The sequence below is a fragment of the Microbacterium sp. BH-3-3-3 genome (assembly GCF_007679045.1).
Taxonomy (GTDB): domain Bacteria; phylum Actinomycetota; class Actinomycetes; order Actinomycetales; family Microbacteriaceae; genus Microbacterium; species Microbacterium algihabitans.
Map to the genome: position 1 here is coordinate 1,122,602 of NZ_VEFS01000001.1, position 20,020 is coordinate 1,142,621.

General features: G+C 70.5%; 18 protein-coding genes. 9 read left to right on the forward strand and 9 right to left on the reverse strand.

The window, feature by feature from the left end:
* Nucleotides 1–54: 54 nt before the first annotated feature.
* Nucleotides 55–411 carry a sterol carrier family protein gene (locus tag FS769_RS05240; RefSeq protein WP_144830284.1) on the reverse strand — a complete coding sequence of 119 codons (357 nt, stop codon included), beginning with the start codon at nucleotides 409–411 and terminating at the stop codon, nucleotides 55–57.
* A 287-nt stretch (nucleotides 412–698) separates the two neighbouring features.
* Here FS769_RS05240 and purD point away from each other — a divergent pair, with 287 nt between their 5' ends.
* A complete protein-coding gene (gene purD / locus FS769_RS05245; RefSeq protein ID WP_144830287.1) occupies nucleotides 699–1,970 on the forward strand; it encodes a phosphoribosylamine--glycine ligase in 1,272 nt (423 codons plus the stop codon).
* Between the two features lie 120 nt (nucleotides 1,971–2,090).
* Here the strand turns inward: purD and FS769_RS05250 are convergent, their stop codons facing one another.
* Nucleotides 2,091–3,491 carry an ice-binding family protein gene (locus FS769_RS05250; protein ID WP_186325428.1) on the reverse strand — a complete coding sequence of 467 codons (1,401 nt, stop codon included), beginning with the start codon at nucleotides 3,489–3,491 and terminating at the stop codon, nucleotides 2,091–2,093.
* A 179-nt stretch (nucleotides 3,492–3,670) separates the two neighbouring features.
* On the opposite strand from FS769_RS05250, the gene FS769_RS05255 reads away from it, so the two are divergent.
* The 3 genes from FS769_RS05255 to FS769_RS05265 are packed head-to-tail and all read left to right on the forward strand — an operon-like array spanning nucleotide 3,671 to nucleotide 5,130.
* Nucleotides 3,671–4,012: a hypothetical protein gene (locus FS769_RS05255; protein WP_144830293.1), complete on the forward strand. Its 342-nt coding sequence runs from the start codon at nucleotides 3,671–3,673 to the stop codon at nucleotides 4,010–4,012.
* A 9-nt stretch (nucleotides 4,013–4,021) separates the two neighbouring features.
* Nucleotides 4,022–4,615 (forward strand): class I SAM-dependent methyltransferase, encoded by a 594-nt coding sequence (locus FS769_RS05260; RefSeq protein WP_144830296.1) that lies wholly within the window; start codon nucleotides 4,022–4,024, stop codon nucleotides 4,613–4,615.
* Nucleotides 4,612–5,130, forward strand: coding sequence for an N-acetyltransferase (locus FS769_RS05265; protein ID WP_186325429.1), 519 nt, complete (start codon nucleotides 4,612–4,614; stop codon nucleotides 5,128–5,130). The genes FS769_RS05260 and FS769_RS05265 overlap by 4 nt, the downstream gene beginning before the upstream one ends.
* Nucleotides 5,131–5,394: 264 nt before the next feature.
* On the opposite strand, the gene FS769_RS05270 is transcribed toward FS769_RS05265, so the two are convergent.
* The 6 genes from FS769_RS05270 to FS769_RS05295 all read right to left on the reverse strand — a co-directional run bounded on the left by FS769_RS05270 (nucleotide 5,395) and on the right by FS769_RS05295 (nucleotide 12,654).
* Nucleotides 5,395–6,681 carry a glycosyltransferase gene (locus FS769_RS05270; protein ID WP_186325430.1) on the reverse strand — a complete coding sequence of 429 codons (1,287 nt, stop codon included), beginning with the start codon at nucleotides 6,679–6,681 and terminating at the stop codon, nucleotides 5,395–5,397.
* Between the two features lie 34 nt (nucleotides 6,682–6,715).
* Nucleotides 6,716–7,345, reverse strand: coding sequence for a TetR/AcrR family transcriptional regulator (locus FS769_RS05275; RefSeq protein ID WP_186325431.1), 630 nt, complete (start codon nucleotides 7,343–7,345; stop codon nucleotides 6,716–6,718).
* A 10-nt stretch (nucleotides 7,346–7,355) separates the two neighbouring features.
* Entirely contained in the window at nucleotides 7,356–7,997 is a 642-nt protein-coding gene (locus FS769_RS05280) for a hypothetical protein (RefSeq protein ID WP_144830309.1), read from the reverse strand.
* Between the two features lie 495 nt (nucleotides 7,998–8,492).
* On the reverse strand, nucleotides 8,493–10,055 hold the full coding sequence (locus FS769_RS05285) for an MFS transporter (protein ID WP_144830312.1): 1,563 nt from the start codon (nucleotides 10,053–10,055) through the stop codon (nucleotides 8,493–8,495).
* The gene (locus FS769_RS05290) at nucleotides 10,052–10,675 is read right to left on the reverse strand and encodes a PadR family transcriptional regulator (RefSeq protein ID WP_144830315.1); all 624 of its coding nucleotides are present in this window, start codon (nucleotides 10,673–10,675) and stop codon (nucleotides 10,052–10,054) included. Before FS769_RS05290 ends, FS769_RS05285 begins: the two co-directional genes overlap by 4 nt.
* 224 nt (nucleotides 10,676–10,899) lie before the next feature.
* Nucleotides 10,900–12,654, reverse strand: coding sequence for a BCCT family transporter (locus FS769_RS05295; RefSeq protein WP_144830318.1), 1,755 nt, complete (start codon nucleotides 12,652–12,654; stop codon nucleotides 10,900–10,902).
* Between the two features lie 121 nt (nucleotides 12,655–12,775).
* Here FS769_RS05295 and FS769_RS05300 point away from each other — a divergent pair, with 121 nt between their 5' ends.
* The 5 genes from FS769_RS05300 (at nucleotide 12,776) to FS769_RS05325 (ending at nucleotide 18,965) form a co-directional block, all read left to right on the forward strand.
* Nucleotides 12,776–13,708, forward strand: a complete 933-nt coding sequence (locus tag FS769_RS05300; protein WP_144830321.1) for a phosphoribosylaminoimidazolesuccinocarboxamide synthase — start codon at nucleotides 12,776–12,778, stop codon at nucleotides 13,706–13,708.
* Nucleotides 13,709–13,897: 189 nt separating this feature from the next.
* On the forward strand, nucleotides 13,898–15,235 hold the full coding sequence (locus FS769_RS05310; protein WP_144830327.1) for a uracil-xanthine permease family protein: 1,338 nt from the start codon (nucleotides 13,898–13,900) through the stop codon (nucleotides 15,233–15,235).
* A 54-nt stretch (nucleotides 15,236–15,289) separates the two neighbouring features.
* Nucleotides 15,290–16,594 carry a carboxylesterase family protein gene (locus FS769_RS05315; RefSeq protein ID WP_144830330.1) on the forward strand — a complete coding sequence of 435 codons (1,305 nt, stop codon included), beginning with the start codon at nucleotides 15,290–15,292 and terminating at the stop codon, nucleotides 16,592–16,594.
* An 86-nt stretch (nucleotides 16,595–16,680) separates the two neighbouring features.
* On the forward strand, nucleotides 16,681–18,012 hold the full coding sequence (nhaA, locus tag FS769_RS05320; RefSeq protein ID WP_144830333.1) for a Na+/H+ antiporter NhaA: 1,332 nt from the start codon (nucleotides 16,681–16,683) through the stop codon (nucleotides 18,010–18,012).
* Between the two features lie 149 nt (nucleotides 18,013–18,161).
* A complete protein-coding gene (locus tag FS769_RS05325) occupies nucleotides 18,162–18,965 on the forward strand; it encodes a MerR family transcriptional regulator (RefSeq protein ID WP_260979698.1) in 804 nt (267 codons plus the stop codon).
* 3 nt (nucleotides 18,966–18,968) lie between these two features.
* Here FS769_RS05325 and FS769_RS05330 read toward each other — a convergent pair whose 3' ends face one another.
* On the reverse strand, nucleotides 18,969–19,982 hold the full coding sequence (locus FS769_RS05330; protein WP_144830339.1) for a LacI family DNA-binding transcriptional regulator: 1,014 nt from the start codon (nucleotides 19,980–19,982) through the stop codon (nucleotides 18,969–18,971).
* Nucleotides 19,983–20,020 lie beyond the last annotated feature (38 nt).

Consider the following 20,020-nt stretch of genomic DNA (forward strand, 5'->3'; position numbering starts at 1 on the left):
GAATCTCGAGCGGATCGTGCACCCGGCGGAGAGCCGCGGATGCCGCGACCCGGGCTACGGCCGCAGCGGCAGCAGCGCGCTGATGTCGGCGCGCACGCCCGAGGCGACGATGCGGCCCGCGGTCACGGCATCCGCCCAATGCTCTTGCCCCGTCGCCACGGCGATCCACGTCGCCGCATCGGTCTCGACCACGTTGGGCGGAGTGCCGCGCGTGTGCCGGGGGCCCTCGATCACCTGCACCGCGCCGAAGGGCGGCACGCGCATCTCGACCGAGTTGCCCGGGGCCTTTTCGACGAGCAGCTGCAGCAGGTAGCGCACGGCCGTGGCGGTCGCCGGGCGCGGGGCGTCTCCAGCGGCGACCGCGGCGAGCGCTGCGCGACCGTCTCCGGTCTCGATGCGGCGGGGAGGCATGGCATCCACGGTACCCGCGGAGCAGGGGGGGGTCTGCGTCTCGCGGCGCGCGCGAACCTCGGCGATTCGCACAACCTCAGTCGCATCCCACCGCCGCGGGCTGAGGTTGCGCAGATGACGGAGGGTGTGACGCCTTCCCCACGCCGACACCCGCGCACGAGCTCAGCGATTCGCACAACCTCCGTGGCATCCCACCGCCGCGGGCTGAGGTTACGCAGGTCGCTGAGCGTGCGCGCCTTCCGCATCGCGGCGCGAAGGCACGGACCCGCGCTCGATAGGCTGACCGCGTGAGAATCCTGGTCCTCGGTTCGGGCGCGCGCGAGCACGCCATCATCCTCGCCCTGCGTTCGGAGGAGGCCTCGCACGCCATCTTCGCCGCCCCCGGCAACGCCGGGATCGCCCGAGAGGCTCACCTGGTCGACCTCGACCCGATGAACCCGACGGCCGTGCTCGAGTTCGCCAAGAGCGAGGCGATCGACCTCGTCGTCGTCGGCCCCGAGGCACCTCTCGTCGCCGGTGTCGCCGACCCGCTGCGCGCGCACGGCATCCCCGTGTTCGGCCCGGGCAAGGCGGCCGCCCAGCTCGAGGGGTCGAAGACCTACGCGAAGCGCATCATGGATGCCGCGGGCGTGCCCACCGGAGGAGCCGTGCGCGCGCACGACAGAGACACCGTCGAAGCCGCCCTCGACCGGTTCGGCGCCCCCTACGTCGTCAAGGCCGACGGGCTGGCCGCGGGCAAGGGCGTCATCGTGACCTCCGACCGCGCCGCCGCCCTCGCCCACGCCGAGAGCTACCTGCCGAGCGGCGCCGTGCTGATCGAGGAGTTCCTCTCGGGCCCCGAGGTTTCGCTCTTCTTCCTGAGCGACGGCGACCACGTCGCCCCGCTCAGCCCCGCGCAGGACTTCAAGCGCCTCCGCGACGGCGACGAAGGGCCCAACACGGGCGGCATGGGCGCGTACTCTCCGCTGCCGTGGCTCGACGAGCGCTTCGGTGGCGAAGACGAGTTCGTCGCCCTCGTGACGCGCGAGATCGCCGAGCCCGTGATCCGGCAGATGGATGCCGAGGGCACCCCCTTCATCGGACTCCTCTACGCCGGGCTCATCCTGACCGAGCAGGGCGTGAAGGTCATCGAGTTCAACGCCCGTTTCGGCGACCCCGAGACGCAGGTCGTGCTGCCGCGACTGATCGACCCCCTGTCCCGCCTTCTGCTGGCGGCGGCTTCGGGCACGCTCGAGGATCAGCCGCGCCCCGCCTTCGCCGAAGCGACCGCCGTGACGGTCGTGCTCGCGAGCGAGGGGTACCCCGAGATCCCGCTGACGGGACGGGTGCTGACCGGACTCGACGCGGCCGAAGAGGTCGACGGAGTGCACGTCGCTCACGCGGCCACGGCCCTGCGTGACGGCGAGCTCGTCGCCACCGGCGGGCGCGTGCTGAGCGTGGTCGCGACCGGCACGACCTTCGCCGAGGCGCGTGAGGCGGCCTACGCGGGGCTCGAGCGCATCGGCCTCGAGGGCGGACAGTTCCGCACCGACATCGCAGCGCGGGTCGCCCAGAGCTGAGCGCCCCCGCGGGGGACTCGCATCGCGGCCCTCGAGAGCGCGACCGAGCCCGACGAGCGGTCGACCGCCGACACGACGAAGACCCCCGACCGCAAGGGCCGGGGGTCTCGGTTCAGAGGCTCAGGAGCGACGCGCTCGGCGACGGACGATGAACACGGTGGTCAGGCCGGCCACGAGAAGACCGACCGCGAGCGCCAGCGCGACGGTGGCATCGGTACCGGTCACGGCGAGTCCGCTCGGGCTGCTCGGGGTGTTCGGCTGCGACCAGGTGGGAGGCACCGACGGCGACGCCGAGGGGCTCGCGACGGGCTGAGACGGTGACGGCGAGGGGCTCGCACCCGGGGTGGACGGGGACGGGCTCGCACCCGGCGCAGGGCTCGCACCCGGGTTCGACGGCGACGGCGACGGACCAGCACCCGGGCTCGACGGCGACGGAGACGGGCTCGCACCCGGCGCAGACGGCGAGGGGCTCGCACCCGGGTTCGACGGCGACGGCGACGGACCAGCACCCGGGTTAGACGGCGACGGCGACGGACCGGCACCCGGGCTCGACGGCGACGGCGACGGACCGGCACCCGGGCTCGACGGCGACGGCGAAGGACCAGCACCCGGGCTCGACGGCGACGGCGACGGACCAGCACCCGGGCTCGACGGCGACGGCGAAGGACCAGCACCCGGGCTCGACGGCGACGGCGACGGGCTCGCACCCGGGCTGGAGGGCGACGGCGAAGGGCTCGCACCCGGCTCAGACGGCGACGGGCTCGGCTCGGACGGCGTTCCGGGCGGAGGGCAGTCTTCGGCGGCGGAGATCGTGTTGGTGTCGAGCGTCACAGCCCCGTTCAGCGCGATGACTCGCCCCTCGACCTGAGCCGCGGTGGTCACGGTGACCGACTGGTCGGCGACGACGGTGCCCTGGAAATCGGCCGCGGTTCCGAGGGTGGCCGAGCTGCCCACCTGCCAGAACACGTTGCACGCCGTCGCTCCGCCGGTGATGGCGATGCGACTCGACGATCCGATGATCAGAGTGGATTCGGCTTGAAAGACCCAGACCGAGTCCTCGCCACCCGTGAGTGTCAGGGTGCCGGTGTCGGCCAGCGAGAGCGCCCCGCCCGAGTAGACGCCCGGCGACAGCGACAGGGTGTTGAGCTCGGCGAGCCCGGTGCGGGTCGGTGTGAGCGAAGCGGCGGTGCCGTATGCCGTCAGCGCGTCGCGCTGCGCTTGCACGGCCACGGCGTCGGTCTGGTGCACCGTTCCGTTGACGACACCGTTGGGCAGACCACCGAAGCCGGTGATCGATGTGCCGGGAGCGATCCCGAGGTCGCCGTTGACGACCGTGGGACCGGTGTTGGTGACGGCGCTGGCGCCTAAGACGCCGTAGTCGATCGCCGTACCGAGGTCGATGGGACCGTCGGCGACGGTGGCGGCGGAGGCCTGGGAGATCAACCCGGCCCCCAGGAGTGCAGCGAGGCCCACACCGGTGATGGCCAGGGTGAGAGGGCGGATGTTGCGGGACGTGGCCATAGTGGCCCCTGTCTGATGACGAAGAGGCATAAGCGAACGTCGACGACGCATGATCTCCGGTTCTCGAAGTATGTTGCACTCAGCTGGCTCATAGGATCATTCGGAGCTATTGGCGACCAACTGCCAGGTTCACCGCCCCTGCGTGCATCGTCGGCACGTGCGCCGCTAACGTATGGGCCATGGTCGACAGGGACGCCATGGAACGCGGTCGAGCGATCTTCGACCCGATCGCCGAGCGCGAATGCGCGTCGCCCGGCGTCGACATCGGGCGAATGTTCGGCACTGAAGGACTCCGCATCCGCACGAAGGTCTACGCCTTCGTCGTGCACAACGGCTCGCTGGTCGTGAAGCTGCCCGAGAAGCGGGTCGGCGACCTCGCCGCCGCCGGCGATGCCGAGCCGATGGTCATGCGGGGGCGACCGATGCGCGAATGGGCCGAGGTGACGGTCGAGGCCGGACCCGACCGATGGGCCGCCCTGATCGCCGAGGCCCGCGGCTTCGTCGACGAGATCACGCCGTAGCCTCGACCGATGAGTTCGACCGCATACGACGCCCGGGCCGACGAGTACATCGCCGCCCTCGGGTCGATGGATGCCGTGCACCCCGTCGACCGCGGCATCGTCGACACGTGGGCACGAGCGGTGGAGGGACCGGTCCTCGACGCCGGCTGCGGCCCGGGACACTGGACCGCGCACCTCGCCGGACGCGGCCTCGACGTGCAGGGCGTCGACCTCGCGCCGCGGTTCGTGACGCACGCGCGGGCGGCGCATCCCGGCATCCGGTTCGATCTGGGCAGCATCGACGACCTCGAGATTCCGGATGCCGCCCTGGCCGGCGTCGTGTCGTGGTTCTCGACCATCCACCACGCGCCGGCCGACATCGGCACCCCGCTGCGCGAGTTCGCTCGGGTGCTGCGGCCGGGCGGCACGCTGCTGCTCGGCTTCTTCGTCGGCGCGACTCTCGAGCCGTTCGCCCACGCCGTCGCCCCCGCGTGGCGCTGGCCGGTCGAGGCTCTCGCCGACCGCCTCGATGCCGCCGGGTTCGACGTGACCGAGACGCACACGCGCTCGACCCGCGGCGAGCGCCCCGTCGGTGCGATCACCTGCGAGCGGCGGGCCGCGTGAGCGAGTTCGGGTCGTGGCGATTCGCGCGTGCCACCGCGGCAGACGCCCCAGCCGTCGCCGCATTCCAGACGATGGTGTGGGACCAGACGTACAGCGGGTTGATCGCCGAGGAGATGCTCGCGGCGACTTCGACCGACCGCACGTCACGGTGGACGGAACGAATCTCGACCGGCGAACGCGACGTGACTCTCGCGCGAATCGGGAGCGAGATCGTGGGGGTGGCGAGCACCTCGAAGGGGACGCCTCCGCACTACGGGCTGCCCTCGACGGAGCTGTGTTCTTTTTCCCTCCGCACCGATGTCCGTGGAACGGGTCTTGCGGATCAGCTCCTCCGTGAGGCGATCGGCCGGGAGGACGCACACCTCCTGGTCTTCGACGTCAACGAGCGTGCCAGACGCTTCTATCGGCGCCACGGGTTCGTTTCGTTCGGCGATCCGCAGCTCGATGAAGGCACGGGGCTGATGGAACGGCGAATGGTGCGTTCGCACTTCGGCGCCAGTGAGTTCTCGACCTGACACGCCACCCGAGCGGAGGAGTTTCGGCGAGCGGAGGACCGCCGCCGCGGCATCCGTCCTCCCCTCGCCGAATCCCCTCCGGAGCGCCCCGCGCGATCGGATCACGAACCCGGCGTGACGAAACTGCCCGTCACCCCGTCTTACCCATGTGCCGCTTGTGCGGACTCCGAGACCGCCCGGCCGACGCGCCCCCAATTTCCGCGTCGGCCGGGTGCCGCGACTCGGCACAGCGCTCTGCGGATGCGCGGCTGCGGCGATGCGCGGTCAGGATCGAGGCGAGAGCAGAGCCTCGATATCGTCGACGAGGCCCGCAGCGCCCGGCGCAACGGCAATCGCCTGCCCGATCCGGCGGGCGTTCGCCGCGTAGCGCGGGTCGGCGAGGATCCGCCGAACCGCCGAGCGCATGGCATCCGGGGTCGGGCGACCCGTGCGGAGGTTCACTCCCACACCGGCGTAGTGCACGCGAGCGGAGGTCTCGACCTTGTCTTCGGAGTCCCCGGCGATGACGATCGGCACACCGTGGCGCATGGCGTGATGCAGACCGCCGTATCCGCCGTTGGTCACGAGGACGCTCGTCCGGGCGAGGAGTTCGTCATAGGGGAGGTAGCTCGCGGCGAAGGCGTTCGCGGGCAGGGGAGGAAGAGTGTCGACCGGCCGGCCGCCGGTGGTGACGGCGACCTGAACGGGCAGGTCGGCGAGCGCGGTGAGGGTCGGGAGGATGACCTCGCTGTAGTCGGTGTTGGCGACGGTGCCCTGCGTGACGTGCACGAGCGGGAGGCGTGGATCGAGGTCGTCGAACCAATCCGGCGCCGGGATGGGACGAGCGGACGCCGTGGGCATCGGGCCGTAGAAGCGCAGGTGCGTGGGGGCATCGCTGCGCGGGTATTCGAACTCCTCGACCGTGAAGTGCGCGAGCAGGTCGCTGCGCGAGAGGACGTCCATGAAGAACGCGCCGTTCAAGCGTGGCGCGCCGACATCTGCGAGGAACCGGTCGAGGCTGCGGTGCACGGGGCGCAAGACGGCCTTGGCCGTCACCCCCAAGGCCCGGTTGCGCAGACGATTGAGCAGGGGCTGACGCAACGGCGTGAGGCCGAGCCCGTAAGGCGGCGCGTCACGGCTCGAGAAACCGGCCGCGGTGATGCCGCACATGACGGTGAGCGGCCGTTGCGAGCGCGGCCGGGCGAAAAGCGTCTGCACCCCGAGAAAGGTCATGTCGTGCAGCACGACGTCGGCCGGCTCGTCGCGCAGGATGCGCTCGAGCACCGACGCCGCCGGGGCCGCGGGCTCGACGAAAGCGCGCTCGACCCCGCGGTTGATCGTGGCGAGCCCGCGTTCGCGTTCGTCGCCGTCCATGCCGATGTCGTCGAGCGTGTCCGCTTCGGGCGGGAGGGACAGGAACCGGATGCCGGTGGCCTCGACCACCGCTCGATAGCGGGCGCCCGTGAGCAGGCGCACATCCCACCCGCGTCGCTGGAGTTCGGCGGCGACGACGAGCAGGGGACCGACATGCCCGACGGCGGGCATGCTGCAGATCAGGGCGGAGGAGGTCATGTCTCTGTCTTTCGAGGACGGCCCCGCCGAGGGCTCACGCGAGATTGTCGGCGAGGCGGGTGAGTTGTGCGGTGAGCCACGACCGGTAGGCCGCGACATCCCACCCGCGGGCGACGATGAAGTGCGTCCACGGGTCGGGGCCGGTGATCAGGCCGAGGACGTCGGCGGCGAGAGCGAGCTGGTCGATGCGGATGCGATCGCGCTGCAGGAACCAGCCGGCCGCGATCGTCATGTCACGGTGGCGCCGCATCTCGAGGTCGAGATAGGCGGCACGCACCTCGGGGTCGCCGTCTGCGGCGGCGAGCATCGCCCGCACGATGGCCGCGGAGCGCTTGTTCGCCTCGATGAGGAAGTCGACATACAGCGCGATTGCCGTGTCCGTGTCGGGCTCGCTCATGATGGCGACGAGCTCGGGACGCTCGGTGAGCGGATGCCGCCCCTCGTCGCCGGCGAACGTGCGCTCGAAGGCGGCGATGAGCAGGGCGTGCTTGGGTCCGTTGAGGTGCACCGTCGGGATCGAGACCCCTGCCTCGGCGGCGATCGCCTTGATGGATGTGGCGACGTAGCCGTCGCGCACGAAGAGCCGGGCCGCCGTCTCGATGATGTTCGCGCGCGTGGCGGCGGCGTCGGCCTGCCGCTTGGGGGACTGATAGCTGCGAGGCACGTCCCACACGCTACTTCGCTGCGGTGATGCCTGCCCGGGCGATGAGGAGCCCCGCGATGATCTGCGCGCCGGTGGACACGAAGTACATGGTGTTCGTGAGCGCCTCGACGGAGTTGGCGTTGATCACCGCACCGAGGGCGAAGCCGACGAGCGAGAGCACGAGGATCGCCCACCGCGCCGCGCCCGTGAGCACACGTGCGCGGACGATCATGATGCCCCCGATCGTCAGCAAAAGACCCTGGACGGCACTCATCCCGAACAGGAACGCTGTCGCGCCGTCAACGGGTTCCGAGATCGGCAGCAGGTACCCGGCCAGCAGGTACAGGCTCTGGTTCGCGAGGAAGAACGCCCCGAATCCGAGCAGCGCGAGCTTTCCGGCGACGGACGAGCCGACGGCCCCCCGTCCATCACCGCGCCCGAGGGCGAGCGGGAACATCGCCGCGACGTGCGCGAGGGTACTGGCGAGGAAGAGCACCCAGAAGGCGGTGGCCGGGCCGGGTTCCGTCGAGACGTCGGTTCCGATCTCGAGAGCGGTGGCGACGGTCAACAGCACACCCCCGGTGAGGATCAGGATGCCGGCGGCCCGGGGCCACGAGGGGCGGACGGTGGCGGCGAGCGCGGACGGTCGGACAGCGGGGGCGGGAGCGGTCACGGGTGACTCCTTCAATGAGTGGCAGGGCGTGGAAGCGGGTCGAGGGGTCCGATCGAGAAATGACTATACACACGTATAGGTCAATCTTCGAGAGGGAGAGGAGTAGCGGTCGCCATGCCAACCCGGCGAAAGGTGGGATCGTCGTCGGAACCTGTCCAGAATTCGCCCGCTCCCACCTCGCTCACGCGTTTTCATTACGGCCACACCGTAGCGAAGTGGCAGCGGCGAAACAGCGTCGCTAGCGTCACGGCCATACCCGCACCGGAAGGCATCCCGCCCTCGTGCGTCACCACCCCGATTGCGACGCTGGCGCGATCGAACCACGTGCGTCGAGGCGATCCCGGCGATGTGGAGAACCTGCTCCCGGGACAACGCGTTCAGGACCTTCTTCCCCGGGCGCAGGATCGAGTCCGCGGCATCCGCGAGCATCCCTCCCGATGAACGCGAAACGCCGCCGCCCCCGAACGAGGGGACGACGGCGTTGCCACGGAAGGGTTACTCCCCCGCGGCCGCCGGGGCGGCCTGGGCCGCCTGCTGCGCGGGTGCCGCATCGCGCGGGGCGCCGTGCGGGCGGATCACCGAGGGGCGCTTCATGAACAGCACCGCGACGAGACCGACGGCGATGACGCAGATCGGAAGGATCAGCGACTCACCCATGGCCGTCGAGAAGCCCGCGACCACCTGCGGCGGCAGCGCACCCGAGCCGAAGCTCGCCGACGCGTCGGCGGCACCGGGCAGGTTCGCTTCGAGGCGCGCCTGCATGAACGCGGCGATGGATGCCGAGCCGATCACCGATCCGACGGTGCGGGTGGTGTTGTAGATGCCGGCGCCGGCGCCCGCCTGACGCGGCGGCAGGTTGCGCGTCGCAGTGGTGGCGAGCGGGCCCCACATTCCGGCGTTGCCGACGCCCATGAGGGCCGAGGGGATGAGGAAGGCCCAGATCGGCGCGTCATTGAGGATCAGCGCGAGGTAGAGGCCCAGTGATCCGCCGACCAGCAGCAGGCCCGGCACGAGCAGGAAGCGCGGGTCGGTGCGGTCGAGGAGCTTGCCGGCGAAGGGTGCCAGCACCCCCGAGAGGATCGCGAGAGGGATGAGCAGCAGCGCCGACTCGGTGGGGGTGAGACCCCGCGCGAGCTGCAGGTAGAACATCTGCGGCAGGGCCATGCTCGTCACGGTGAAGCCGACGGTCGCGATCGCGAGGTTGGCGACGGAGAAGTTGCGCTCGCGGAACAGGTCGAGGGGCACGAGGGGCTCGCCCTTGCTGCGCGCCTGCGTCCAGATGAAGACGCCCATCACGACGACACCGGCGGCGACCATGACCCAGATCCACGTCGCCCAGGAGTAGTGCTCGCCCTCCTGCAGGCCGAAGACGATGAGGAAGAGGCCCACGGCGCTGAGGATCACCCCGAGGATGTCGAACTTGTGGGCCGTCTTCGGCAGCTGCGGCACGAGGATCACCGCGGCGATGAAGCCGATGATGCCGACCGGGATGTTGATGAAGAAGATCCACTCCCACCCGAGGCCGTCGACGAGCAGGCCGCCCGCGAGCGGGCCGACGAGGGTCGCGACACCGGCGGTGGCACCCCACAGGCCCATGGCCGCACCGCGGTTCTGCGGCGGGAAGGTGCGCGTGATGACGGCCATGGTCTGCGGCGTCATGAGCGCGGCGCCGAGGCCCTGCACGGCGCGGGCGACGATGAGCATTTCGAGCGAGGGGGCGAGTCCGCACGCGAGCGAGGCGATCGTGAAGATCGCGAGACCCGTCAGGTAGATGTTCTTGGGTCCGAAGCGGTCGCCGAGGCGTCCGGTGATCAGCAGGGGGACCGCATAGGTGAGCAGGTAGGCGCTGGTGACCCACACGACGTTGTCGAGGTTGCTGGTGTTCGGGTCGAGCGCCGCCTTGATGGCGGGGTTCGCCACCGAGACGATCGTGGTGTCGACCAGGATCATGAAGAACCCGATGACCAGGGCCCAGAGGGCCGGCCAGGGGCTGCGTTCGGTGGTCTTGTGCGACCCGGTGCGAGTGGAGGCCGCGGAGGCGGCGCGGGAGTCGGTCATGGGGTGGTCTCCTTTGAGACGCGATGCTTCTTCTTGATGTGTTCGGGGATTTCGGCGATGCCCCAGGCGAGGGAGCGATCGGCGAGGCGCGCACGCAGGGAGTCCTGCCACGCGAGTTCGGCGTCGAGCAGAGCGGATTGCCGCTGCAGCTCGACGAGGAATTGTTCGGGGGTCTCGCGCTCGGCCGCGTTCACGAGGCCGGCGCGGTGCTCGTCGAGAGAGTCGAGGAGCAGGGCGCGGCGGGCGTCCAGCAGGTCGATCACCTCGGCGCGGTCGAGATTGTGGGCCTCCGACAGCGCGACGCGGAAGTCGCTCGGCCGGTCGATCTGGGGCAGCTCGGCGCGCACCCATTCTTCGACGGCCCGATGGCCGGCATCCCGGATCGTGTACGTGGTGCGTTCGGGGCGATTGCCGTCGCGGTCGACGCCCACTTCGGCCAGCAGACCGTCCCGCTCGAGGCGCGCGACGGTGTGGTAGATCGTGCCCTTCTGCAGGGGCACGAGGCGGTCGTCCCGACGCTCCTTGAGCAGCCGGACGAGCTCGTAGGTGTGCATGTCACCTTCGCGCAGCGTCGCGAGGATCATCACGGCGACCGGGGTGAGGCGGCTGGGCTCCGGCATCCGTCCCCCTCCATGGTCCGTGTCGACTAGTCCACGTGGACTATACGCTGTTGCGGCGCTTGAGGCGAACTCGCGCGGGTGAACATCGCGTATCGCACCGCCCTCGCCGCCGCGCACAGTCAACGCCCGGGTGGTCGTCGGCGCGGAGGGCTTGCGCCCGACGCAGAACACGCCGCGCCCGGTGCGGACGTGGCGTGTTCGGGAGGGGTTCCGGATGCCGGGACTCAGGCCGACGGCGAGTCGCCCGAGACCGTCTCGGCCTCCGCTCGCGCCTCCTCGCGTGCCTCGGCCTGCGCCGAAACCGCGCGTCGCTGGCGCCAGCGGGCGGGGATGCCGAAGATCCCGCGCTGGTTGGGCTCCTCGACCTCGAGGCCGTAGTGCTCGCCGATCGAATCGCGCAGCTGCGCCCGCTCGGCCTTGTCGTACGCCTTCATCTCGCGCCGGAACGCCACGACCGTGGCCCAGCAGATCGCGAGCAGCACGACGCTGAAGGGCAGGGCGATGCTGATCGCCGCGGTCTGCAGCGCCGTGAGCCCACCCGCCAGCAGCAGGGCGAAGGCGATGAGCGAGGTGGCGAGCGTGAAGAACACGCGCACCCAGCGCTTGGGCTCCTCTTCGCCACCGGTGGCGATCATCCCCATCACCAGAGCGCCGGAGTCGGCCGAGGTGACGAAGAAGATCCCGATGAGGATCAGGAAGCCCACCGAGATCACCACCGATCCGGGAACGCTCTGCAGCATCTGGAACAGCGCCGTCGAGACGTTCACCGACCCGTCGGCGCCGACCAGTTCGACCGTGCCGGTGAGCTCGCCGTAGATCGCGGTTCCGCCGAGCACGGTGAACCACAGGATGCCGACGAGCGTGGGCACGAGAATGACGCCGACAACGAACTCGCGCACGGTGCGACCGCGCGAGATGCGAGCGATGAAGATGCCGACGAAGGGGGCCCACGAGATCCACCAGCCCCAGTAGAACGCGGTCCAGGTGCCCTGCCAGGCCACGCCCTCGTCACCGGAGTACGCGCTGGTGGTGAAGGACAGGCTCACGAAATTCTGGATGTAGTTGCCGATCGACTGCACGACATCGCGCAGGAGGAACTCGGTGGGGCCGACGAACAGCAGGAACAGCATGAGCAACCCCGCGAGCACGAGATTGATGTTCGACAGCCACTTCATGCCCTTGCCGACGCCCGACAGCACCGAGAACAGCACGAAACCCGTGATGATGCCGACGATGATCGCCTGGCTGATGACCGACGGCGAGACGACGCCCAAGTAGTCGAGACCCGCGCTGATCTGGATGACACCGAGGCCGAGCGAGGTGGCCACGCCGAAAAGGGTGCCGACGAGGGCCGCGACGTCGATCGCGTTGCCCCAGCCGCCCTGCACGAGACGCGCACCCAGGATCGGCTCGAGCGCCCAGCGGATGGTTCGCGGCCGGCGACGGCGGTGGAACGCGTAGGCGAGGGCGAGACCGAGCACGACGTAGATCGACCACGCGTGAACTCCCCAGTGCAGGAAGGTCTGCGACATCGCCTGCTGCGCGAGCTGGTTGGGAGTGCCCTCCACGCCGGGCCGCGGCTCGATGAAATGGCTGAGCGGCTCGCTCACGCCGTAGAAGACGAGGCCGATGCCCATGCCCGCGGCGAACAGCAGCGAGAACCACGACATGGTCGAGAACTCCGGCTCGTCGTCGTCCTGCCCGAGCTTGATGTTGCCGAAGCGACTGAAGCCCATGGTGAGCGCGAAGACGACGAAGAAGGCCGCGATCAGCACGTAGTACCAGTTGAACGCCGAGACGATGAAGGTCTGCACGGCGCCGAACGTCGCTTCGGCGGCAGCCGGGAAGAGCATCGCGAACGCGATGAAGGCGAGGGCGATCGCGGCGGCGGGCCAGAAGACCCACCCGCGGATGGTGGAGTGCTTACTCCCCGCGTGGGGGTCGATGGCTACCGAGGTTCGGGGGGAGTCATCGGTCATTCCTCCGAGGGTAGTCAACGGGTCCGCCGCGCTCGGGGGGCAGGCGTCGCCGGGGGCGTTGTGACAGAATCAGCCTTCCGCGCCGTCGTGGGCGGCGGGTCGCACCCGCGATAATGAGCGGGTGACCACCGCTCCCCCGCTCGAGATCCCCGGCTGGCGCCACGTCTATTCCGGCAAGGTGCGCGACCTCTACGTCCCCGCCGACACCGCCGCAGACGCCACCCCCGCGCACCTCCTCGTCGTGGCGAGCGACCGCGTGAGCGCCTTCGACCACGTGCTCTCCCCCGGCATCCCGGGCAAGGGCGAACTGCTGACCACGCTGAGCCTGTGGTGGTTCGACCAGCTCGCCGGAGCCGACGGCGGTCGGGCGATCCCGAACCATCTGGCGGCCGATCACACGCTGCGGGGCGACGACCCGGTGTCGTTGATCCCGGATGCCGTGAGGGGGCGCGCGATGCTCGTCCGCTCCCTCGACATGCAGCCGATCGAGTGCGTCGTGCGCGGCTACCTCACCGGCTCGGGTTGGGCCGAGTATCAGGCGGAGGGCACGGTGTGCGGCATCCGGCTGCCCGAGGGCCTGAACGACGGTGACCGCCTCCCCGAGCCCCTCTACACGCCCGCCTTCAAGGCGCCGATGGGCGAGCACGACGAGAACATCACCTTCGAGCGCTCGGTCGAGCTCGTCGGTGCCGAGACGGCCGCCGCCCTGCGCGACCTCTCGCTCGAGATCTACCGCCGCGCCGCCGCGACCGCCGAGGCGCACGGCCTGATCCTCGCCGACACCAAGTTCGAGTTCGGCTTCGACGACGCGGGCGTGCTGACCCTCGCCGACGAGGTGCTCACGTCCGACTCCTCGCGCTACTGGGATGCCGAGGCCTGGCGCACCGGCACGACCCCCGCGGAGCGCATGGCGAGCTTCGACAAGCAGATCGTGCGCAACTGGCTGGCCCAGAACTGGGACAAGCAGGGCGAGCCGCCCACCCTTCCCGACGAGATCGTCGAGCGCACGCGCGAGCGCTACGCGACGCTGCTCGGCCTGCTCACCGGCGACTGACCCGCGCCCGCGGAGGCTTCGACAGCCTCACCGCAACCGCAACCGGTCCCTGAGCCGCGACCCGATCCCTGAGCCGCGACCCGATCCCTGAGCCGCGACCCGGTCCCTGAGCCGCCCGCGGTCCCTGAGCCGCCCACGGTCCCTGAGCTTGTCGAAGGGCCCCACCGACCACATCCCCCAAGGAGACACATGTTCCGCTGGAAGCTGCACGGCAACGGCCGCACGGTCGAGCCCGGGGCCGTCGTCGCCCCCGGCGAACGCCTGAACTGGGGCGCGACGGTCGCGATCGGCCTCCAGCACGTCATCGCGATGTTCGGCGCGACCTTCCTCGTGCCGGTGCTGACGAAGTTCCCGGTCTCGACCACGCTGCTGTTCTCCGGCATCGGCACGCTGCTGTTCCTGCTCGTGACGAAGAACCGCCTCCCCAGCTATCTGGGGTCGTCGTTCGCGTTCATCGCGCCGATCACCGCCGCCACGACCATGGCCGGCACGGGCTCGGCGCTCGCGGGCATCGTCGCCGTGGGTGTGCTTCTCGCCGTCATCGGCGTCATCGTGCAGTTCGCCGGCCTCGGCTGGGTCGACAAGGTCATGCCGCCGGTGGTCGCCGGCGCGATCGTCGCCCTGATCGGCTTCAACCTGGCGCCCGTCGCGTGGTCGAACTTCCAGCTGCAGCCCCTGCCGGGCACCATCACGCTCGTCGCGGTCATCCTGTTCAGCGTGCTGTTCCGCGGCTTCCTCGGGCGCATCTCGATCTTCCTCGGCGTGATCGTGGGCTACGTCGCGACCGTGATCATCCAGGCCGTCTCGGGCGAGACGCTCATCGACTTCGACGCCGTCGCCCAGGCGCCCTGGGTGGGCCTGCCGACCTTCCAGTTCGCCGATTTCACGACGCCCGCGACCTGGTCGGTCATCGCGATGTTCCTCCCCGTCGTGCTGGTGCTCGTGGCCGAAAACGTCGGTCACGTGCGGGGTGTGGCGGCGATGACGGATGCCACGGCCAACCGCTCCACCGGTCGCGCCCTCATCGCCGACGGTGTCGCCACGACCCTCGCCGGAACCTTCGGCGGCTCCGGCACCACGACCTACGGCGAGAACATCGGCGTCATGGCGGCGACCCGCGTCTACTCCACCGCGGTGTACTGGGTCGCCGGTCTGACCGCGATCGTGCTGAGCCTCTCGCCCAAGGTCGGCGCGGTGTTCAACACCATCCCGCCGGGCGTTCTCGGCGGCGTGACGACCGCGCTGTACGGCCTGATCGGCATCATCGGCATCAAGATCTGGGTCGACAACCGCGTCGACTTCTCGCGTCCGGTCAACCAGTACACCGGCGCCGTCGCGCTGGTGCTCGCGATCGCCGGGTTCACGATGCAGTGGGGCGACTTCCAGCTCGGCGCGATCGTGCTCGGTTCGGTCGCGGCACTGCTGATCTACCACCTCGGCAACGCGATCGCCCGCGCCCGCAAGACCGGCGCCGACGACGGCGGTCCGATCCCCGCCGTCGGCCCGTTGGGCGGCGACCCGAGCTGACGGCTCGGTCGCACACGGGACATGACATCTCACGGTCGGCGCACCCGCGTCTTCATGACATCCGTCGGCGAGATCGAAGCCGTCGTCGACGGTGACATCGTGCGCGCCGCGGGCGTGCCCTACGCTCACGCGGACCGATTCGAGAAGCCGCGCGCGCTCTCGCACCTCGGCAGCGATCCGTTCCCCGCCTTCGAGGCCTCGCCCGCCTGCCCCCAGGTGCCCACCGAGGCGTTCGAGGTCATCGGCGACCAGACCGGCGGGCTCCCGCAGAGCGAGCATTGCCAGCGGTTGACCGTCACCCTCCCCGCCGATCACGGTGCCACGGACGAGCCCCTGCCCGTCATGGTGTGGATCCACGGCGGGTCGTACGTCAGCGGAGCGGGCGATCTGCCCCTGTACGACCCCCGCGCGCTCGTCCTCCAGGAACGCGTGATCGTCGTCACCGTCACCTACCGACTCGGCGTCCTCGGCTACGTCGGCGACGGCGTGGGACGACCCGCCAATCTCGGGCTGCTGGATCAGCTCGCGGCCTTCCGGTGGGTGCAAGCCAACATCGCCTCCTTCGGGGGCGACCCGGCGCGGGTGACGGCCTTCGGCCAGTCGGCGGGGGCCGATGCCGTGCTGCATCTGATGACGGTCGACGGTGCCGCCTCGCTGTTCTCACGAGCGATCGTGCAGAGCGCTCCCCTGCGCACCATCCGCGGTCGCGCGGGGATCGGCGCGGCGATGAACGCCGCTCTCGACGAGACGCTGGTCGACGGCGACGGCCTCGACCTCGAGGTGGCGCAGGCGGCGGTGGCCCGGGCGGCCCGGAAGAGCCCGGTCGCGTTGATGGCGTTCGGACCCCAGGCGGGTCAGGATCCTCTGCCGGACGAGAACGGGATGCGCGAGCGATGGGCGCACGTCGCGCCGCGCATTCCGCTGCTGATCGGAACGACCGCTCACGAGGCACGCCTCTTCCTTCCCCTCGTTCCCGCTCTGCGCGGAGCGTCGAGGGTCCCCGTGCTCGGTCCTCTGGTGGTCTCCCTCGCCGATCGCGCACTGACCACCTGGGTCTACGGCGGCCCCGCCCGCGCCTTCGCGCGCGCGTACGAGCGTTCCGGCGGCGAGGTCGCGCGCTTCACCTTCCGTTGGCGGGCTCCGCGCAATCACTTCGGCTCCTCGCACGCGATCGAGGTGCCCTTCGTCTTCGGCTCCGAGGACGCGGCATCCGGTCTCGCCCCCTATGCCGGCGCAACCGCGGCGGACCTCGACCGGACCGGCGTGCTGATGCGCACGGCATGGGGGCACTTCGCCTACGGCCGCACCGACGACCTCCGTTCGACGCGCAATGTGGTCACGTTCCGTCGCACCGCCTGAGGCACGAGCGGCGCCACGGTAAACTGGGTCTCGGTGCGTCGGGAAGTCTGGTCGACATTTCGTCGATCGACCCCTCAGGAGGCCTCATGAGCCACGACACCACCCGCGCGCCGAGCTGGCCCGGCTACCGCGAAGTCCACCGCGTCACGACGCTGCTCCGCCGCGAATCCGTCGGCGGCATGCTGCTGGTCGTCGCCGCGATCATCGCGATCATCTGGGCGAACTCCCCCGCATCCGACGCCTACTTCGCGCTGCGCGACTTCCGCATCGGCTACGAGCCGTGGCACCTCGACCTGAGCCTGGGAACGTGGGCGGCCGACGGTCTGCTCGCGGTGTTCTTCTTCATGGTCGGCCTCGAGCTCAAGCGCGAGATCGTGAGCGGCAGCCTGCGCCGCTTCGGCACCGCGATCGTCCCCGTCACGGCGGCGTTCGCGGGCGTCGCGGTTCCGGCGCTCATCTACGTCGCGATCGTGCACACGCAGCCGAGCCTGCTGGCCGGATGGGCGATCCCCACCGCGACCGACATCGCGTTCGCCGTCGCCGTGCTCGCCCTCGTCGGCTCGCACCTGCCCGGGCCGCTCCGCATCTTCCTGCTGACCCTCGCGGTGGTCGACGACCTCATCGCCATCGCGATCATCGCGATCTTCTACACCAGCGACATCTCGCTGCTGCCCCTGGCCGTGTTCGCGGTGCTCGTCGTGATCTACGGCGTGATCGCGCACCGGGCTCGAGCCTGGTTCGCGCGCCACGCGTGGGGCGCGTGGGTCGTCCTGCTGCCGATCGGCTTCGCCGCGTGGGCGTTCCTGCACGCGTCGGGCGTGCACGCCACGATCGCCGGTGTCGCCCTGGCCTTCACCATCCCCGTCGCCGCCTCGCGGCGTCAGCCCGAGCACCACGGCATGGACCTCGCCGAGCAATTCGAGCACCGCTTCCGCCCGCTCTCGAGCGGCATCGCGGTGCCGATCTTCGCGTTCTTCGCCGCGGGTGTCGCCGTCGGCGGGGGCGACGGCATCATGCGCGCGCTCACCGACCCCGTGACCATCGGCGTGGTCGCCGGTCTCGTGTTCGGAAAGCCGATCGGCATCCTGCTCGGCGTGCGCGTGCTCACCCTCGTGACGAAGGTGCGCCTCGACCCGGCGCTGAAGTGGATCGACCTCGCCGGAGTCGGCCTGCTCGCCGGCATCGGGTTCACCGTGTCGCTGCTGATCGCCGAGCTGAGCTTCCACGCGGGTTCTCCGCACACCGACGACGCGAAGATCGCGATCATGGCGGCCTCGCTCCTGGCATCCGTCTTCGCCTCCGCCGTGCTGCTGGTGCGCAACCGCCGCTACAAGCAGCTGGAGCAGGACGAAGAGGTGGATGCCGACGGCGACGACATCCCCGACGTGTACCAGCGGCCGCTGCCCGACGCCCGCTGAGCGGCGTCCGCGCCCGGCGACGTCACGAGAACAGGCTCCGCGCCCGGAACAGGACGATGTCGGCCGGAACCTCCTGTTCTCGTGACATCCCCTGTTCTCGTGACGGACGGCTTGACCCTCACGCGACGTGAGGGCGCAGCCTTGTCGGCATGATGAACGACATGACACGAGACGGGCTGCCGGTCGGCGAGGCCGCTGCGCAGCTCGGGCTGACGGTGCGGACCCTGCACCACTGGGACGAGATCGGGTTGGCCCGTCCGGCCGCGCGTTCGGCCGCCGGCTATCGGTTGTACACGGATGCCGACCTCGAACGCCTGCGCCGCATCGTCGTCTACCGCGAACTGGGCCTGGATCTCGAGGCCATCCGCGCGGTGCTCGACGAGCCCGGCGACGATGTCTCGGCGCAGTTGCGGGTGCAGCGGGCGCAGCTCGCGCAGCGGATCGACCAGCTCCGCGAACTCGACGACGACCTCGGCCGCATGATCGAGGCCCAGGAGCGCGGCGTCCTGCTCTCGCCCGACGAGCAGAGGGCGGTCTTCGGCCCCGATTGGAACACCGACTGGCCGGCCGAGGCGCGCGACGCCCACGGCTCGTCGCCGCAGTGGCAGCAGGCGGCCGAGCGCTCCGCCCCCCGGGGAGCGGAGGACTGGGCGGCGGTCACGTCGACGCTGGCCGGGGTGGAGGCCGAGCTGGGCGCGGCGATGGGCGCCGGCATCCGCCCCGAAGAGGCGACGGCGGCCGCCCTCGTCGAGCGTCACCGCGAGGCCCTGTCGGCGTTCTACCCGGTCTCGCGGCAGATGCACGTGCACCTCGGGCGCATGTACGTGACCGACGAGCGATTCACCGCGCACTACGACCGCGTGCGTCCGGGCCTGGCCACGTGGCTGTGTGAGGCGATCGAGGCGAGCGCCCGCGCGCACGGCATCGACCCCGACACCGCCGAGTGGGCGTGACGGTCACGCCGAGGCGCGCTCGATGATCTCCGTGGGCAGGATCGTGGCGTGCACGGCGGGCCGCCCGGCGAGGATGTCGAGCAGAACGGATGCCATGTGCCGCCCCTGCGTGAGCGAGGGCTGACGCACGGTGGTCAGCGCCGGCGAGACCGCTGTCGACACGGCCGAGTCGTCGAAGCCGATCACGGCGATGTCGCGACCGGGCTCGATGCCCTTCTCGCGCAAGACCTCGTAGGCGCCGCGCGCCATCAGGTCGCTCGCGACGAAGAGGGCGTCCGGCCTCTCGCCCGCCGACAGGACGCGGGTCATCGCACTCGCTCCGCCCGACTCGGTGAAGTCGCCGTTCTCGACGGCCACGGGGGTCACGCCGGCCTCGGTCATCGCGGCATGGAAGCCCTTCAGACGGTCGATGCCCGCGGGCATGTCGGGCGGTCCCGAGATCGTGGCGATGCGCCGGTGTCCGCGCTCGATCAGGTAGGCCGTCGCGAGTCGGCCGCCCTCGACGTTGTCGACGTCGACGTAGTAATCGTCCGAGCGGATGCGCGCGGGGCGTCCCCCGTAAACGACCGGCACGACGTCGGCGACCCGGTCGAGAAAGGTGTCGCTGGTGTGGTGCGAGGCGACGATCGCGCCGTCGACGCTGCCGCTACGCAGGTATCCGAGCGCCTTGGCGCTGGCGTCGTCGCTCGCGATCAGCATATTCATTATGTAGTCGGATTCGCCGATCACCTCGCCGATGCCTGCGACGATCGAGGCGAAGAACGGGTCGCCGAAGAAACGGTCGGTCTGCTCGGGGATCACCAGCGCGATGGCGCGGGTCTGCCTGCTCGCGAGCGAGCGCGCCGCGCGGTTGGGCACGTACTGCAGCTCGTCGATCGCCCGGCGCACGGCCTCGAGCGCCGATGGTGAGACGGCGGTGGAGCCGTTGACGACGCGCGACACGGTCGAGCGCGACACTCCGGCGCGCGCGGCGACCTCTTCGATCGTGGCGGCGCCCCGCGCGGGTGCGAGATCCAACGCTTCCCTCCTTCGGGGGCCGGTGAGACGGCTTCTGC

What these genes read in the sequence shown, in the direction of transcription:
- FS769_RS05240 (WP_144830284.1), bottom strand. Translation starts at nt 411, where the DNA reads ATGCCTCCCCGCCGCATCGAGACCGGAGACGGTCGCGCAGCGCTCGCC.
- FS769_RS05250 (WP_186325428.1), bottom strand. Translation starts at nt 3,491, where the DNA reads ATGGCCACGTCCCGCAACATCCGCCCTCTCACCCTGGCCATCACCGGT.
- FS769_RS05255 (WP_144830293.1), top strand. Translation starts at nt 3,671, where the DNA reads ATGGTCGACAGGGACGCCATGGAACGCGGTCGAGCGATCTTCGACCCG.
- FS769_RS05260 (WP_144830296.1), top strand. Translation starts at nt 4,022, where the DNA reads ATGAGTTCGACCGCATACGACGCCCGGGCCGACGAGTACATCGCCGCC.
- FS769_RS05270 (WP_186325430.1), bottom strand. Translation starts at nt 6,681, where the DNA reads ATGACCTCCTCCGCCCTGATCTGCAGCATGCCCGCCGTCGGGCATGTC.
- FS769_RS05285 (WP_144830312.1), bottom strand. Translation starts at nt 10,055, where the DNA reads ATGACCGACTCCCGCGCCGCCTCCGCGGCCTCCACTCGCACCGGGTCG.
- FS769_RS05290 (WP_144830315.1), bottom strand. Translation starts at nt 10,675, where the DNA reads ATGCCGGAGCCCAGCCGCCTCACCCCGGTCGCCGTGATGATCCTCGCG.
- FS769_RS05295 (WP_144830318.1), bottom strand. Translation starts at nt 12,654, where the DNA reads ATGACCGATGACTCCCCCCGAACCTCGGTAGCCATCGACCCCCACGCG.
- FS769_RS05310 (WP_144830327.1), top strand. Translation starts at nt 13,898, where the DNA reads ATGTTCCGCTGGAAGCTGCACGGCAACGGCCGCACGGTCGAGCCCGGG.
- FS769_RS05315 (WP_144830330.1), top strand. Translation starts at nt 15,290, where the DNA reads ATGACATCCGTCGGCGAGATCGAAGCCGTCGTCGACGGTGACATCGTG.
- nhaA (WP_144830333.1), top strand. Translation starts at nt 16,681, where the DNA reads ATGAGCCACGACACCACCCGCGCGCCGAGCTGGCCCGGCTACCGCGAA.
- FS769_RS05325 (WP_260979698.1), top strand. Translation starts at nt 18,162, where the DNA reads ATGATGAACGACATGACACGAGACGGGCTGCCGGTCGGCGAGGCCGCT.